This window comes from Nitratireductor sp., from assembly GCF_017794765.1.
Taxonomy (GTDB): Bacteria; Pseudomonadota; Alphaproteobacteria; order Rhizobiales; family Rhizobiaceae; genus Nitratireductor.
The window spans coordinates 3,522,430-3,537,637 of sequence record NZ_CP051236.1 but is presented as its reverse complement, the minus strand read 5'-3'; the positions used below and the strand labels follow the sequence as shown (position 1 = coordinate 3,537,637).

The 15,208-nt window shown below is 60.0% G+C and carries 14 protein-coding genes; 8 read left to right on the top strand and 6 right to left on the bottom strand.

Annotation, left to right across the window (positions count from 1 at the left end):
• Positions 1-93: 93 nt before the first annotated feature.
• A complete protein-coding gene (gene rpsU / locus HF949_RS16820) occupies positions 94-321 on the bottom strand; it encodes a 30S ribosomal protein S21 (RefSeq protein ID WP_007008828.1) in 228 nt (75 codons plus the stop codon).
• A 309-nt stretch (positions 322-630) separates the two neighbouring features.
• Between rpsU and HF949_RS16815 the strand changes: the two genes are divergently transcribed.
• Complete coding sequence (locus tag HF949_RS16815) at positions 631-1,647, top strand: hypothetical protein (RefSeq protein ID WP_292897133.1); 1,017 nt, start codon at positions 631-633, stop codon at positions 1,645-1,647.
• A gap of 9 nt (positions 1,648-1,656) precedes the next feature.
• On the opposite strand, the gene HF949_RS16810 is transcribed toward HF949_RS16815, so the two are convergent.
• Positions 1,657-2,418, bottom strand: a complete 762-nt coding sequence (locus tag HF949_RS16810; protein WP_292897131.1) for an SDR family oxidoreductase — start codon at positions 2,416-2,418, stop codon at positions 1,657-1,659.
• A 241-nt stretch (positions 2,419-2,659) separates the two neighbouring features.
• Between HF949_RS16810 and HF949_RS16805 the strand changes: the two genes are divergently transcribed.
• The 5 genes from HF949_RS16805 to HF949_RS16785 are packed head-to-tail and all read left to right on the top strand — an operon-like array spanning position 2,660 to position 8,095.
• Complete coding sequence (locus HF949_RS16805; RefSeq protein ID WP_292897129.1) at positions 2,660-3,913, top strand: sarcosine oxidase subunit beta family protein; 1,254 nt, start codon at positions 2,660-2,662, stop codon at positions 3,911-3,913.
• Between the two features lie 15 nt (positions 3,914-3,928).
• Positions 3,929-4,219: a sarcosine oxidase subunit delta gene (locus tag HF949_RS16800; RefSeq protein WP_292897128.1), complete on the top strand. Its 291-nt coding sequence runs from the start codon at positions 3,929-3,931 to the stop codon at positions 4,217-4,219.
• Positions 4,219-7,203 (top strand): sarcosine oxidase subunit alpha, encoded by a 2,985-nt coding sequence (locus HF949_RS16795; RefSeq protein WP_292897126.1) that lies wholly within the window; start codon positions 4,219-4,221, stop codon positions 7,201-7,203. The genes HF949_RS16800 and HF949_RS16795 overlap by 1 nt, the downstream gene beginning before the upstream one ends.
• A complete protein-coding gene (locus tag HF949_RS16790) occupies positions 7,196-7,738 on the top strand; it encodes a sarcosine oxidase subunit gamma (protein WP_292897124.1) in 543 nt (180 codons plus the stop codon). Before HF949_RS16795 ends, HF949_RS16790 begins: the two co-directional genes overlap by 8 nt.
• 60 nt (positions 7,739-7,798) lie before the next feature.
• Entirely contained in the window at positions 7,799-8,095 is a 297-nt protein-coding gene (locus HF949_RS16785) for a hypothetical protein (protein ID WP_292897122.1), read from the top strand.
• 115 nt (positions 8,096-8,210) lie between these two features.
• On the opposite strand, the gene HF949_RS16780 is transcribed toward HF949_RS16785, so the two are convergent.
• Complete coding sequence (locus HF949_RS16780; protein WP_292897121.1) at positions 8,211-9,635, bottom strand: MFS transporter; 1,425 nt, start codon at positions 9,633-9,635, stop codon at positions 8,211-8,213.
• 22 nt (positions 9,636-9,657) lie between these two features.
• The gene (locus HF949_RS16775; protein WP_292897120.1) at positions 9,658-10,329 is read right to left on the bottom strand and encodes a helix-turn-helix transcriptional regulator; all 672 of its coding nucleotides are present in this window, start codon (positions 10,327-10,329) and stop codon (positions 9,658-9,660) included.
• 137 nt (positions 10,330-10,466) lie between these two features.
• Between HF949_RS16775 and HF949_RS16770 the strand changes: the two genes are divergently transcribed.
• Entirely contained in the window at positions 10,467-11,477 is a 1,011-nt protein-coding gene (locus tag HF949_RS16770) for a DUF2156 domain-containing protein (RefSeq protein WP_292897119.1), read from the top strand.
• A 210-nt stretch (positions 11,478-11,687) separates the two neighbouring features.
• Positions 11,688-13,694, top strand: a complete 2,007-nt coding sequence (locus tag HF949_RS16765) for a BCCT family transporter (protein WP_292897117.1) — start codon at positions 11,688-11,690, stop codon at positions 13,692-13,694.
• Between the two features lie 73 nt (positions 13,695-13,767).
• Here HF949_RS16765 and HF949_RS16760 read toward each other — a convergent pair whose 3' ends face one another.
• Both HF949_RS16760 and HF949_RS16755 read right to left on the bottom strand, forming a co-directional pair.
• Positions 13,768-14,475, bottom strand: coding sequence for a methyltransferase domain-containing protein (locus tag HF949_RS16760; RefSeq protein WP_292897116.1), 708 nt, complete (start codon positions 14,473-14,475; stop codon positions 13,768-13,770).
• 171 nt (positions 14,476-14,646) lie between these two features.
• Entirely contained in the window at positions 14,647-15,129 is a 483-nt protein-coding gene (locus HF949_RS16755; protein WP_404934529.1) for a MaoC family dehydratase, read from the bottom strand.
• Positions 15,130-15,208 lie beyond the last annotated feature (79 nt).

Genomic DNA, 15,208 nt, shown 5'->3' with positions numbered 1-15,208 from the left:
ATGCGAAAAGTCATCGGATATGCGAAAACGCGGCACGATCCAAAGATCGTACCGCGTCATCTATAGGCAGAAATCGTCAAAAGCTGGGCGCTATCAGCGGGCGCCCGGACGTCCGCCGACCAGTCCTTCGCGCTGTGCGCGCTTGCGCGCCAGCTTGCGTGCGCGGCGAACGGCTTCAGCCTTCTCGCGCGCGCGCTTTTCTGACGGCTTTTCATAGTGCCCACGCATCTTCATCTCGCGGAAGATGCCTTCGCGCTGCATTTTCTTCTTCAGCGCGCGAAGCGCCTGATCAACATTGTTGTCGCGGACGAGTACCTGCACGTGGGTTTCCTGTCAGAACGTTGGTCTTCGATATGTTAAGCATTGAATTCGATTTTCCTTTACCCATGGGCAAAGGGTTCCGCGGCGGAATTCAGCCACGAATAGCGGTGGCACATAGCAGAAGCATTGGCTTCTGTCGAGTGCTTTCTTGTGGACTTCTCGCGCACACGCCTCTCTCATGCATGTTTCCTGGCTCGCGTTAACGTAGAGAAAAGGAAAGAGCACTACACAAACGTGTTTTTCATATTGGAGTATATCGACATGTCGGAGGGGGACAGGCGGGCCGGCACTGGGCCGGAGGCAAGTCTGATGAGACTTGGTTTTGGCATGGTCGCTTTCATATTGGTCGTTGGTTCAGCTGTCTATGGCGAAGTGGTCCATGGGTATGGCCTGCTGCGCAAGGGCGATCCTGATTTCACGTTCTTTGGTCGCGCCCGGATCGGCTTTTCCTTTCTGGCAGCGCTCTTGCTCTTTCTCGCCTTGAAGCCGGCCATGAATGCCTTGGCCCTGGCAAGCGGGGATCGCGCGCAGGCGTGCTGGGCCATTGGTGCTGCCGGCGCATTCCTTCTGGCGGTTGCAGCCGCCGTTCATTTTGTTCCCACGGCGTTGAACGATTTTGTTCGCGAGATGCAGCCGCTGGGCATGGCCACCGAGGTTCTGCTCATTGCAGCGGTCGTCAGTTTCCTTATCGCTGCCTGGCGTGCGCGAGGCATGCGCGGCGCGCGGCTGCTCGGCGTCTTCCCGCCGCAGCTGGTGCTGGCTGGCATGGCTGGCGTGGTGTTTTTCATTCTGATGGAAGAGATGTCCTGGGGGCAGCATTGGCTTGGCTGGGCTACGCCCGAGCTCTTCAGCAAGAACGTTCAGAACGAAACCAACATCCACAATTTCTACACTTACCAGTTCGAGGCCATCTACTACACGAGCGCGATCTTTTGCTTTGTGGTCCTGCCCTGGTGCTGGCCGCGCGGAGCGGGCGGTCTTTTCGGCCAGGTGGAGCCTTATCTGCCGCCGCGCATCTTTGCGCTTTTCGGGCTGCCCGTCGCGTCGCTGATGTTCGAATCCTGGAACATCGTACCCTATCAGGTCTGGTTCTTCCTGGGGCTTTTGATCTGTCTTGACATCGTTCGCCAGCTCAAATCCTTCGAGCTGCGCCTTGCCGCCACCGCCCTTGCGGCCATCTATGTGGTCTCCAAACTGGTGTTCATCATTCGCGGCTTCGACATGGTGGATGGGTATGAGCTGTCCGAGGTGCGCGAGTTCTATATCTCACTTCTTTTCCTCGCCTATGGATGGATGCTGGCGAAGCGATTTCGCCAGCATCGATAGCGGCCCCAATCAGACCTTGCTGATGGCAACGCCGCCATCGGCCAGCATGGCTGTGCCGGTCGTGAAGCTCGATGCGTCGGAAGCGAGGAAGAGTGCAGACTGGGCGATCTCTTCGGGACGTGCGATGCGTTTCAACGCATGCATGCCTTCGACAAAGGCGCGCTGTTCGTCGTTCTCGAACGTGGCCATTCTGGTGTCGGTCCCGCCGGGAAGAAGGGCATTCACGCGAATAGCTTCGTGCCCGAGATCCGATGCCAGCGATTTAACGAGGCCGACGAGCCCGGCCTTGCTCGCCGCATAGGCTGCCATGCCGGGCATGCCTGCGGTCTCGTGACCAACGAAGCTCGACGTGAAGATCAGCGAACCGCCGCCGCGGCGCCTCATGGCGGGTACCTGGTACCGCGCAGCCGAAAAGGCGGAGCTCAGATTGGTTTCGATCACATCGTTCCAGTCCGAGCGTTCAAGTGCATCGATCTGCACTAGCGGGCCGACAGCGCCGGCATTGTTGAAGGCGATGTCGAGACCTCCAAAGCGGCTTTCTGCGACCGCGACGAGTTTCTGATTGTGAGTATCCTCGCGAACGTCGCCGGCAAGCGCGATGGCTTCGCCTCCCTTGGCTTCGATTTCGCCGACAAGTGTGTCCAGTTCTGCCTGCCGCCGGGCTGTAACGACGACCCTGGCGCCGTGCTGGGCGAATAGCCTGGCTGCCGCCCGACCGATACCGGCACTTGCCCCGGTTACGATGGCGACTTTCTTGTTCAGCGATGTCATCTGGTATCCTTCCGTTTCGCGTTGCCGGCATTGCCGGGTGATGCGAAACTTTCAGCAACGCGGCGTGTCAACCACCCGAAACCAGACGAGAGGCCAGATGAACGGAATGACAATCAGGCTTGGCACAAAACGGCAATCTCCGTCGCAATCAGTGTAAGGCATTGCCTCGTATTTCGCTACTGCTAGGCTCTTGTCAGAGGCGTCCGGTTGCGACGCACCATAATTGTCTGCGGGGAGGCCCATGCGCAAATACTCCGTCTTCGCCATCGCCCGCGAGGCCATGCGTGGTCACAGGGGCTGGCCGCAACAATGGCCGTCGCCCGAGCCCAAGAAGAGCTACGATGTCATCATCGTCGGTGCAGGCGGTCACGGGCTCGGTGCAGCCTATTATCTGGCAAAGGAGCATGGCATCACCAATGTCGCCGTGCTGGAAAAGGGCTGGCTCGGCGGTGGCAATACCGGTCGCAACACCACCATCATCCGTTCCAACTACCTCTATGACGAAAGCGCGGGCATCTATGATCATGCGGTCAGGATGTGGGACGGGCTCTCACAGGATCTGAACTACAACGTCATGTATTCGCCGCGCGGCGTGATGATGCTGGCTCACAATGTGCATGACGTGCAGGTGTTCAAACGCCACATCCACGCCAACCGGCTGAATGGCGTCGACAATGAATGGCTGACGCCGGAAGAGGCGAAGGCTTATTGCCCGCCACTCAATATTTCGCGTGAGGCACGCTACCCGGTTCAGGGTGCAGCGCTGCAGCGACGCGGCGGCACCGCGCGTCATGATGCGGTCGCGTGGGGCTATGCGCGGGCTGCCGCTGCGCGTGGGGTCGACATCATCCAGAATTGCGAAGTCACCGGCATCAATCGCGGGCCGGACGGGGCGGTCACCGGTGTCGAGACCACGCGTGGAACCATCAATGCGAAAAAGATCGGTGTCGTTGCCGCCGGTCATTCCTCGGTTCTGATGCAGATGGCGGGCGTTCGGATGCCGCTGGAATCCTACCCTCTTCAGGCGCTGGTGTCGGAGCCGGTCAAGCCGGTCTTTCCCTGCGTGGTCATGTCCAACACGGTCCATGCCTATATTTCCCAGTCCGACAAGGGCGAACTGGTCATCGGGGCAGGCACCGATCAATACACCTCCTATTCCCAGACCGGCGGGCTGCACATCATCCAGCACACGCTCGACGCCATCTGCGAGATGTTCCCGATCTTCACCCGCATGAAGATGCTGCGGTCATGGGGTGGCATTGTCGATGTCACGCCCGACCGCTCGCCCATTCTCGCGAAAACGCCGGTCAAGGGGCTTTACGTGAATTGCGGCTGGGGCACGGGCGGCTTCAAGGCCACGCCGGGCTCGGCCCATGTATTCGCCCACACCGTCGCGCGCGACGAGCCGCATCCCGTCAACGCACCCTTCACGCTGGAGCGGTTTCGCAACGGACGGCTTATCGACGAGGCGGCGGCGGCCGCCGTGGCGCATTAGACGCAAGGGGATCTCATGCTTCTCATACACTGCCCCTATTGCGAGGAAGACCGGCCGGAACTTGAGTTTCGCCATGCCGGCGAGGCGCATATCGCGCGGCCTGAAAACATGGCCGAACTGTCGGATGAGGAATTCGAGCGTTTTTTCTTCATTCGCTCAAACCCAAAGGGCATTGTTTATGAGCGTTGGCGGCACATCCATGGCTGCGCGCGATTTTTCAATGCTGCGCGCGACACGGTTTCCGACAGGTTTCTTGCGACCTACAAGACCGGCGAACCCAAGCCCGATCTCGGGAAGGGGAAGTGATGACCCAGCCTTTCCGCATCGCTACCGCCGGCAGGCTCGGCAAGGCAGATCCCGTTCGTTTCAGCTTCGATGGGAAAGCCTTTACCGGCCTTTCAGGCGACACGCTTGCATCGGCCCTGCTTGCCAATGGCGTTCATCTCGTTGGCCGTTCCTTCAAATATCACCGCCCGCGCGGCGTGATCTCCGCTGGTGCTGAAGAACCCAATGCGCTGGTCGGCATTCATCGTGATGCCGCCCGCAAGGCGCCCAATGTGCGGGCCACCGTTCAGGAAATATATGAAGGATTGGACGCGGTCTCGCAAAACCGCTGGCCCTCGCTCTCCTTCGATATCGGCACGCTCAACGATCTGGCGTCGCCCTTCTTCTCCGCCGGCTTCTACTACAAGACCTTCATGTGGCCGAAGGCCGCCTGGGAAAAACTCTACGAGCCCTTCATCCGGCGCGCCGCCGGGTTGGGCGAAGCCCCTGACCGGCCTGATCCCGACTGCTATTCAAACCGTTTTGCCCATTGCGACGTTCTGGTCATTGGCGGCGGTGCGGCAGGGCTTTCCGCGGCGCTCGCTGCGGCCGATACCGGCGCGCGCGTAATCCTTGCCGATGAGCAGGCGGAGATGGGCGGCGCGCTGCGTTATGAGACCGGCGCGATGATCGAGGCCAAGCCCGGCTGGGACTGGGCGCAGGCCGTTGCGGCGGATCTCTCCGCGCGCGACAATGTCCGGCTTCTCACCCGCACCACGGGTTTCGGCTATTACGCACAGAACATGATGGGCCTCGTCGAACGGCTGACGGATCATCTAGCGAGCCCTGCGACCGACCAGTCGCGCGAACGGCTCTGGCAGGTGCGGGCAAGGCGCGTGGTGCTCGCCACCGGTTCGATCGAGCGGCACATGGTGTTTCCAGACAATGACCGCCCGGGCATCCTGCTGGCCTCCGCCGCCCGCACCTATCTGAACCATTACGGCGTTGCCGTCGGCCGCAATGTGGCGGTCTATACGGCGGAAGACGGTGCGTGGCAGGCGGCCATCGATCTGAAACGCGCAGGCATCGCGATTGCCGCCATCATCGATTGCCGCAGCGATCCGCAGGGGCCTCATGTAGAGGAGGCGCGCAGGCTTGGCATCGAATACCTGACGGGGCATGCCGTTACCGCAACAAGCGGACGCCTCAGGGTTTCATCCATCAAGATTCGCCCCGTATCCGGCGGTGCGGAACGCAGCGTCGCCTGCGATGCGCTCATCACCTCGTCCGGCTGGACGCCAGCCGTCCACCTTTTCTCGCAATCGCGCGGCAAGCTTGCCTTCGAAGCCGAAACACAGCGCTTCCTTCCCGGCCAGCCGGTGCAGAATATGGTTTCGGTTGGAGCGTGCGCCGGCACGGTTGATCTGGGCGAGACGGTCGCCGAGGCCCTGAAGGCCGGGCAGGAGGCTGCCGGCGGAGCGGCTCGCAAGTTGCCAAAACTTGCCGCCAAGAGCACCGAGCGCTGGTCCGGCGGCATGCTGGGTGCAGGCGAGGGGGCTGGAGCCGAAAGCACGGCCAGGGCCTTTGTCGATTTCCAGAACGACGTGACCGCGAAGGACATCCGCCAGGCGGTGCGCGAGGGCATGCGCTCCATCGAGCACGTCAAGCGCTTCACCACCACCGGCATGGCGACCGATCAGGGCAAGACCTCCAACATGCACGGTCTCGCCATCGCCGCCGAGATGCTGGGCAAACCCATTCCCGAAGTGGGACTTACCACCTTTCGCGCGCCCTACACCCCCGTCACTTTCGGCGCGCTTGTAGGGCATGGCAGGGGCCGGCTGTTCGAGCCGGTGCGGCGCACACCCATACATGACTGGGCGGAAGCCCGTGGCGCGGTGTTCGAAGATGTCGGCCAGTGGAAGCGCGCATGGTATTTTCCGCAGGCCGGCGAGGACATGCATGCTGCGGTCGCCCGCGAATGCCGTACGGTGCGCCAGAGTGCCGGCATTTTCGACGCCACCACGCTGGGCAAGATCGAGATCGTCGGTCCCGACGCCGCGCGCTTCATGGAGTTGATGTACACAAATCCGTGGCAGAAGCTCGGCGTCGGACGCTGCCGCTATGGCATCATGCTGCGCGAGGACGGCTTCATTTATGATGACGGTGTTGTCGGGCGTCTTGCCGAAGACCGGTTCCACGTGACCACCACCACCGGCGGTGCGCCGCGCGTTCTCAACCATATGGAAGACTATCTCCAGACCGAGTTCCCGGATCTGAAGGTCTATCTCACCTCCACATCGGAGCAATGGGCTGTCATCGCCGTTCAGGGACCGAAAAGCCGCGAGATCATCGCGCCGCTGGTCGACGGCATCGACCTCTCCGACGAGGCAATGCCGCACATGTCGGTGCGTGAGGGGATGATCTGCGGCGTGCCGACGAGGCTCTTTCGCATGTCGTTCACCGGTGAGCGCGGTTTCGAGATCAACGTGCCGGCCGATTATGGTCGCGCCGTGTGGGAGGCGGTCTGGGCCGAGGGTGAGAAACATGGCGCCTGCGTCTACGGCACTGAAACCATGCATGTGCTCAGAGCTGAAAAGGGTTTCATCATCGTCGGGCAGGAGACGGATGGCACCGTCACGCCCCATGATGCCGGGCTTTCCTGGGCGATTGGCAGGAAGAAGACCGATTTCGTCGGCATGCGCGGTCTGATGCGCCCGGACCTTGCCGCTCCCGGTCGCAAGCAGCTCGTGGGCCTGAAAACGCGTGATCCGAAAACGGTTCTGGAAGAGGGGGCACAGATCGTCGCCGACCCGCAAGCGCCGGTTCCCGTTCCCATGCTCGGTCATGTCACCTCGTCCTACTGGTCGGAAAATTGCGGCCATTCCATCGCGCTGGCGCTGGTTGCAGGCGGGCATGAACGCATGGGCGAGACGCTCTACGTGCCGATGCCCGGCAGCGTGATCGAAGTGGAGGTCACGTCCACGGTTTTCTTCGACAAGAAGGGAGACCGCACCAATGGCTGACACGATTGCACGCGCCAGCGCGCTCGAAGGCCGTTTTCTCAATGCGGACGGTCTGACACTCGTCCGGGCCGAGCCGGCCGCACGGCTTTCCCTGCGTGCGCCGAAAACCGCCATAAAATCCCTTTCGAAGGCGCTCGGGCTTGATCTGCCTGAACGTCCGAAAACGTCCAGTGCAAAAGACGGGCGGGCCGCTCTCTGGCTCGGTCCGGATGAATGGCTGGTGATCGACGAGAACCAGGCGGATTTGGCCGGAGCCTGCGCATCGGTCGCAGAATTTCATTCGGCCGTGGACGTTTCACACCGAAACACGGCTGTGCTCGTCTCGGGAGCGCGTGTTGAAACGGTGCTTAACGCCGGTTGCCCGCAGGACCTTTCCCTCGATGCGTTTCCGGTTTGCGCCTGCTCGCGTACCGTTTTCGGCAAGGCTGAGGTCATTCTGTGGCGCACTGGCGCCGATGCCTTCCGGGTCGAGTGCTGGCGCTCCTTCTCCGACTATGTCTTCATGCTTCTGGAACAGGCCACACGCGACCGATAATTCCCGAAGCGTGGAACCGGAGAGGCCCTTCCAGCATTGATCCGGAAAAGGAAGACATCAATGCAGCCTGATCCAAAAAAACCAGTCTCTGACAGCAAAAGCGAGCAGTTCGATAAGGAAGAAGCCCTGGAGGAAGGGCTGGAAGAGAGTTTTCCCGCGAGCGACCCGGTCTCCGTGACGCGCACCACCCGCACCGGTGCACCTGGAGAGTTTGCGAAAAAAACTCAGAAGAGCGAACCGGATGCCGAAGAGCTCGAGGACGAGCTGGAAGAGGGACTTGAAGATACTTTTCCAGCGAGCGACCCCGTATCCGTAACTTCGTCCACGCGTACGGGGCGCCCCAAGAGGGAGCGCTAGAAGAGCATTTTGCAGTCAGTTGGAATCACCTGACGTCCGCAAAAATGCTGAAAAACAGACAGATAGAGCGGAGTGGTGTTTCCGTGAAACGGTGAGCCGCTCTTAGGGGTAATAGCTAGAGTGCTTCCACGTCGCTTTGGCGTGCAAGCCGCCACGTTGCGGCTGCACCGAAGGCCGCAACCGGAACAAAGCAGACAAACACCCAGATCGCGACCACCTTCATGGACTCGGCCGCGCCGCCTTCGGCAAAGCCAGCCATGTTGGCGACGATGCCGGCAAGGGCGGCGCCTAGCGCAAATGCGATCTGCTGTGTTGTCGGCATTGCGGAGGATGCGCTGTCGCGCTCGGTTTCGGGAGCGGCAGCGACCACGCGGCGGATCAGAAATCCCCACAACATGCCGAAGCCCGCGCCCTGCGCGATCGAAAGCAATACCACTGCCCACACTGGTCCTTCCGCCATCGCAGGGCCGAGCAGGGTGACTGCCAGAAGGATCAGCAATGCGCCGGTTTTCATCACGACGCGCTCTCCTGCTTCATTCACCCCGGCGAAAACCATTGCCGTTGTGCTCCAGGCAACGGCTTCGGCTGCGATCACATAGCCCGCACCCAGTGCCGACATGCCGTGGATGCGCTGGAGAAGGAACGGGCCGTAAACGGTGAACGACATGGCTGCCGTGCCAAGGGCGAGATTGGCGATGAATCCAGCACCCACAGGTGTGCGGATATCGAAGGCGCGCGTCGGGAACATCCTGTTGCTCAGGCGACTGCCATCCCGCTTAAGGAAGAGAAAAAACATTACCGCACCTGCTGCCACCAGCGGCAGCGATATGGCCGGCTTCACGTAGATCCCCGCTGTCGCTACTGAGATCACTGCAAGAGACAGGAGTGTGAGTCTCCACACCGGAAAGCGCTGCGCGGTTGCCACTGCTCCTCTGGTCGGGCGCAGGAACACGGGCACGAGAAGCGCAAGCAGAAGCGCCTGTATCGCAAAGGTCCAGAAGCCCCAGCGCCACAGGCCGAGATCCGCGAAGAAGCCGCCGATCATGGGGCCGCAGAATGCCGAAGCGCCCCAGATCGCCGACATCAGCGCTATCAGACGCGGCCACATATCCTTTGGGAAAAGACGCTGGATGGCGACATAGGTCAACGCCACGAGAAGGCCGCCGCCAACGCCCTGACAGAAACGCCCCAGCAACATGACAGGCATATTGGGAGCAAGCGCGCTGATCGCGCAGCCCACGGTGTAGATCAGCGCTGCGATCACGAACGCGCGGCGCAGCCCCAGCGCTGTGGCAGCAAGGGCTGCTGCGGCAGCGGAAATGATCGAGCCCAGCAGGTAGAGCGACAGCGTCCAGCTCACCAGTCGGTCACCACCTATCTCCAAGACGGCGGCTGGCATTGCCGTGGCCACCAGCAGTGTGTCGGCGGCATGAAGCCAGATGCCGAGGCACAGCAGTGCGAACTGCCCCAATTGTCCGGTTTTCAGGATCGCTGCCCAGCCGGCATTGCCGAGCGGACCCTCGGTGCTTGCATCTGTCATGATGTCCTCGGGTGTTCAGGGTTCAGTCGCCTGAACCTCTTTCTATGCGGTAGGCACAACGGCGCGCGCCGGCCAGAATGTGATCCGTGCGCTCGATCCGGGTCTGAGGACCGAGCACGGTTTTGAAAACATCCAGTTCGGAGCGGCAAAAGCCCTGGCAGGCCGTCGCGGCGGCGCAGATCGGGCAATGGTTCTCGATCAGGAGATATGCGCCGTCGTCGAGGGGCTCGACTTCAGCCATATAGCCCTCCCGTGCTCGAATCCGGGCCAGAGCTGCAACGCGCTCGGCAAGATCGCTATGTTCCCTGACCGCGGTTTCGTAAGATAATCGCATCGTCTGCTCGCGCTCTCCGATGAGCCTGTCGAGCCCGTGGTCACCAAAGACCCGCCGGATCGAGTTGATCAGTTCAAGCGTCAGATCCGAATGGCTGTCGGGGAAACGGCCATGCCCCTTGGGCGTCAGGCGCCAGACACGTTCGGGGCGCCCGCGGCCTCGTACGTCTTCCTGAAACTGAACCAGATCGCTCTCTTCAAGCCGTGAGAGCTGCTTGCGCACGGCAACTGTGGAGATGTTCAGACGATGCGCAAGACGCTGGGCTGTCATCGCTCCCTTGGTCTTGAGCGCAAACAGAATGCGGTCATCCGCCGTTTCCGGTGCGGCTTCGGCCTGGACTGGTGCAATCAATCTGGTCATGAGACCCTCCGATCATTATTAAAATAACCATTTCGTTTCTTTATTGTCAATCACCTTGTCACGGTCCGCAATGCGTGGCATCCCTCCGCCCGTGGGGGCGCGGAACATGATTCTTCGCCGTGAACCAGATAGCTCGCTTGTCAAATTCTGATCGCCTGAGCGACAACGCTCTTCTGACCGACAGTCAGCGCCATGCGCTGCTCAAACGGCACGGTTGTTTCGTGCTGGCCTATTCAGTCGCGCACCAGCCAGGTATGCATTATTTCGGCAACGAACATGGTGTGATCGCATATCGCATGGTGGGGCGCACAGCCTATGCGCTGGCTGACCCACTCGCACCGAGGGAACTCTGGCCAGCCATGCTCGACGCGTTTGTGGCGGCTAAAAGCGATGTGACCTTCTGGCAGGTCTCCCGCCCCATGGCGGAGCTTCTTTCGTCAAAGGGATTTTCCGTCAATGCGCTTGGCATCGAGAGCCTGATTGATCTCGCAACCTACAGTTTCGCCGGGCCCTTGCGGCGGAGTTTCCGGACGGCAACAAACCGCTTCACCCGCATGGGGTGCCGCGTTGCCGAAATTCCCGTGGCTTCGCTGCAGCCGGAGCAAGTCGAGGATGTCTCCCTTGGGTGGCGGCGCACCCGCACCACTAAGCGCCGCGAGCTTTCTTTTCTAGTTCGTCCGATCCAGTTACGTGATGAGCCCGATGTCCGAAAGTTCTTCATTCTGGATGAGAATGACAGGCCGCTGGCCTTCGCCTTCTTCGATCCGTTGTATGAAGACGGCAAGCTGATCGGGTACCTCTCGGCCACGCGACGCTGGCTACCCGACACCGATCCGCTGGCGGCTTACTTTCTTGTCCGGCATGCGGTGGAAACGTTTCAGTCCGAAGGGGTGCCGAAGCTTTATCTCGGCCTCATGCCGTTTCACAAGATCGAGGATCAGGAGTTCGAGAAGGACTGGCTGACCCGCCGTGCGTTCCGATTCATCTACACAAATCCTGTTGCCCAAAAGCTTGTCTATCCGACGCAGTCGCTTGCAAGGCACAAGGAAAGCTATGGTGGGGAAGCGCGTGAGACCTGGTGCGCGATGAACACGAAGCCTTCCCTACCACGCCTTCTCAAGCTTGTTCGGGCCTGCGGAATTGTTTGAAACCCGGACATACTGACCGGTTGCCCGCGCGCACCTGCTTTGCCACCCCTCATTGACAATCCACCTCATGGGTCGCAGAAACGGGGCGCTTGCCGCCGGCGCTCTTTCATCGTGCACCAGCCATTCAAGGGGTGTTGATGCCCCTTGCGAGCCAAATCTTTTGGAGCGCCAACCGCCATTTCAAAAACGGAAGCGCAGAAAGTAGCCCTCATGTTCAATCGCTTTGTTATCAACCCACCGGTCTTTTTCGGTGCGGTTTCCATCATCGCAGTGTTTCTTTTGATTGGCATTGTTTTTCCAGGCCGGGCAGGGGAGATGTTCTCCGCCCTGCAGAGCAATATTCTGGCGAGCTTCGGTTGGCTCTATCTTCTCGCCGTTGGTATTTTCCTGGCCTCGGTGCTCCTGTTTTCGTTCGGGCGGTTTGGCAGGCTGAAGTTGGGACCGGACGATTCCGAACCTGAGTTCAAGTATCATTCCTGGGTTGCCATGCTGTTTGCCGCCGGCATGGGTATCGGCCTCATGTTCTATGCGGTCGGCGAGCCCATGACCCATTTTCTGGCGCCGCCCACAGCAGAGCCGGGAAGCATCGCTGCCATGCGCGAAGCCATGACGGTCACCTTTTTTCACTGGGGTATCCATGCGTGGGCCATTTACGCGGTGGTGGGGCTTTCACTTGCCTATTTCGGCTATCGCTACAATCTGCCGCTCACCATCCGTTCGGGCCTTTATCCGCTTCTGAAAGACAGGATCAACGGTCCTATCGGCCATGCGGTGGATATCTTTGCCATTGTAGGCACCATGTTCGGCATCGCTACATCGCTTGGTCTCGGCGTTACCCAGATAAATGCGGGTCTCAACTACTTGGTAGGTTTGCCCATCGCACCCTGGGTGCAGTTGCCGCTCATCGCGATCATCACCGCGTTTGCGACCATCTCCGTCGTCACGGGCCTGGACAAGGGGGTCCGCATACTGTCGGAAACGAACCTGATCGTTGCGGTCCTGTTGATGATATTCGTTCTTGTTGTCGGGCCGACAGCAAACCTTTTTCGCGACTTCGTGCAGAATATTGGACTTTATCTCGACACGCTCGTGCTGCGCACCTTCAACATCTATGCCTATGAGCCGACGCCGTGGGTCGACGGCTGGACCTTGTTCTACTGGGCATGGTGGATTTCCTGGTCGCCTTTTGTGGGCATGTTCATTGCACGCATCTCACGCGGTCGCACGGTGCGCGAATTCGTGACAGCCGTTCTTTTCATTCCTGCGGGGTTCACCTTTTTCTGGATGACTGTTTTCGGAAATACGGCGATCTTCGTGGATACGGGCATCGCTGCCGGCGAACTGGGCGCCGAAGTCGCAAAGGATGTCTCCGTCGGCCTGTTCCAGTTTTTCACCTATCTGCCGTTTACGGGCCTGACATCGGCGCTGGCGGTCGCGCTGGTCGCAATCTTCTTCGTCACCTCGTCTGATTCCGGTTCGCTCGTCATCGACACCATCGCAGCCGGTGGCGAAACGGAAACGACGACCCTTCAGAGGGTCTTCTGGTGCGCACTTGAAGGCCTGGTTGCCGGATCGCTGCTTCTTGCCGGGGGATTGGGCGCGCTTCAATCCGCCACTATCGCCAGCGCCTTGCCCTTCACTTTCGTCATGCTCGCTCTGGTCTGGGCGCTTTATGTGGGCATGCGGGCTGACCTGGCTCAGCGCGAGGCTCATGTCGCCGTGCCGCAGATGGCTCCGGCCTACCCGGCCTCTGGGCTGACCTGGCAGCGCAGACTGGGATTGATGCTGCATGCGCCGAACGAAAAGGAGATCCTTGCCTTCATTCAAAAGGAGGTGAAGCCCGCTCTCGAGCAAGTGGCAAAGGAACTCACGGAGCGGGGTCGTGAAGCTTTTGTGGAGGAAGAGGAGAGCGGCGCCATCGCATTGACCTCGCCAGCCGAAGATATGCGAAACTTCGTCTATGGTGTGGCGCCAGCCTCTCAGAAACTACCGGCGTTTTCCGCCTTCGATGCCGCAAGATCGGGCCTGCGCTATGAAGCCCGGACCGAATTCTCAAGTGGCAGCAAGGGGTATGACATCATGGGTATGACACGCGACCAGATCATTCATGACGTGCTGATCCAGTATGAGCGGTATTTGCTTTTGGTTCAGTCGACAGCCTCTGAGCTTGTCTCGGCCGCTCCGGAGCACGACGTTCAGGCGCAAAAAGAAGAATAGAAAGCTCAGACGGGGCCGGATTGCAGTCGCAACCGGCCTCTTTCACCCCTCCTGGCGTTGAGCGGGAGCAGGGTCAGCGCGCGCGTATGGCCATGATCGACTTGTTCAGAAAAGCGAACTTTTCGAAAACAATGTTTCCGTCATCGAATAGCCGCTGCATCTGTGCCGCTGAAATCAGTGTGTTGTGCCTGACCAGCGTGCACGCTTCCGCGCGATCCGGAGTGCGGGGGAAAAAGCCCAGTTGAAACCGCTGGACAAGTGAGACCTGGATACTCCTGGGGAGGTACTGAAACCCGGGCAGACGAAAATGAGGCTCGAACGGAAACCAGAAATTCGGGGTCTGGACAAAGTAGCGCCTGGACAGCCTTTTGCTGTTCTCGGCAAACCGCAACATCCTGTCCCAGCTCCCCATATGCTCGACCACGGAATTGGAGTGGACAAGGTCAAACCGCTCACCCTGCAGCAATTTGGGGTCCGCCGCGTCACCGGCAAAAGCTTCGAATATGCCTTTGTCCTCGACCTCTTCCGCTTCCAGATTGAGAAGCGTGATCTTCAGCCTGTGTCGATGCTGGTTCAGAAAGTCTGCGCCGATCTGCCAGTATTCTTCCGTGCCGCCGAGATCGAGAATGTTGATCTGTTGCTTTTCGTCAAGCGCGTCTTCGATAAGGCGGCGGATACGCTGAAATCGCCTTGCTCGGAAGTTGAACTCCAGGCTCTCGGGATCTCGGTAGGGATTTTTCCGTTCTTCCTTTTGTAATGATGGGCCGAAACTGAGCGTCATGTAAAACTCTTGGAGGAACGGAAATGCCCTCCAGAATCTGAAAGGCTGCAATTATTATTAACGTGAATAACTGCACAGAACAGGTCGAGCAATTGTTTGCCGCCCGGTAACCTTAACGCCTTGCCCGAATGTGGTGCCTGTTCGGGTTTTTCGTTGGAGGGGGCCGCCCTTTCAGTCGTCCCGGCCACGATCCGGCATCGCCAGTGTCAGCCAGTGTGCAGTAAGAGCTGGTTTCAGCGAGTTCTCGATTTCCACGGTGACATCGTAATTTACCTCGGCGATACCCGAGGGACGCAGTTTGATCGCGGCGAGAACGAAGCGCGCGCGAATGCGGGCGCCGCATCGCACCGGTGCCAGGAAGCGGATGCGCTCGAAGCCGAAGTTGACGCCCATTGCCGACCCTTCGAGACGCGGCACCGCCTCGAAGACCATGGTCGAAAGGAGGGACAGGGAGAGAAAGCCGTGAGCGATGGTGCCGCCATACGGGGTTTCCCGGGCAGCGCGCTCGGGATCTGTATGGATGAACTGGTGATCATCGGTCGCCGCGGCGAACTGATCGATCATTTCCTGGGTGACGACACGCCAGTTGGACAGGCCGACTTCCTGTCCCACCAGTTTCTCGGCTTCCTCAATACTGATTGTCCCGATGGTCAACGGGGCACTCCGTGGCTGTTGAAGGGATCGCGCCGGGACCATTCGCCCCTGCGCGCCGCGCACAGATACAGTTTTGTGC

Bases quoted from the DNA above. Each gene is read 5' to 3' on its own strand.
- HF949_RS16765 (WP_292897117.1), top strand. From the start codon at position 11,688: ATGTTCAATCGCTTTGTTATCAACCCACCGGTCTTTTTCGGTGCGGTT.
- HF949_RS16795 (WP_292897126.1), top strand. From the start codon at position 4,219: ATGACCCAGCCTTTCCGCATCGCTACCGCCGGCAGGCTCGGCAAGGCA.
- HF949_RS16815 (WP_292897133.1), top strand. From the start codon at position 631: ATGAGACTTGGTTTTGGCATGGTCGCTTTCATATTGGTCGTTGGTTCA.
- HF949_RS16800 (WP_292897128.1), top strand. From the start codon at position 3,929: ATGCTTCTCATACACTGCCCCTATTGCGAGGAAGACCGGCCGGAACTT.
- HF949_RS16790 (WP_292897124.1), top strand. From the start codon at position 7,196: ATGGCTGACACGATTGCACGCGCCAGCGCGCTCGAAGGCCGTTTTCTC.
- HF949_RS16760 (WP_292897116.1), bottom strand. From the start codon at position 14,475: ATGACGCTCAGTTTCGGCCCATCATTACAAAAGGAAGAACGGAAAAAT.
- HF949_RS16775 (WP_292897120.1), bottom strand. From the start codon at position 10,329: ATGACCAGATTGATTGCACCAGTCCAGGCCGAAGCCGCACCGGAAACG.
- HF949_RS16780 (WP_292897121.1), bottom strand. From the start codon at position 9,635: ATGACAGATGCAAGCACCGAGGGTCCGCTCGGCAATGCCGGCTGGGCA.
- HF949_RS16785 (WP_292897122.1), top strand. From the start codon at position 7,799: ATGCAGCCTGATCCAAAAAAACCAGTCTCTGACAGCAAAAGCGAGCAG.
- HF949_RS16805 (WP_292897129.1), top strand. From the start codon at position 2,660: ATGCGCAAATACTCCGTCTTCGCCATCGCCCGCGAGGCCATGCGTGGT.
- HF949_RS16810 (WP_292897131.1), bottom strand. From the start codon at position 2,418: ATGACATCGCTGAACAAGAAAGTCGCCATCGTAACCGGGGCAAGTGCC.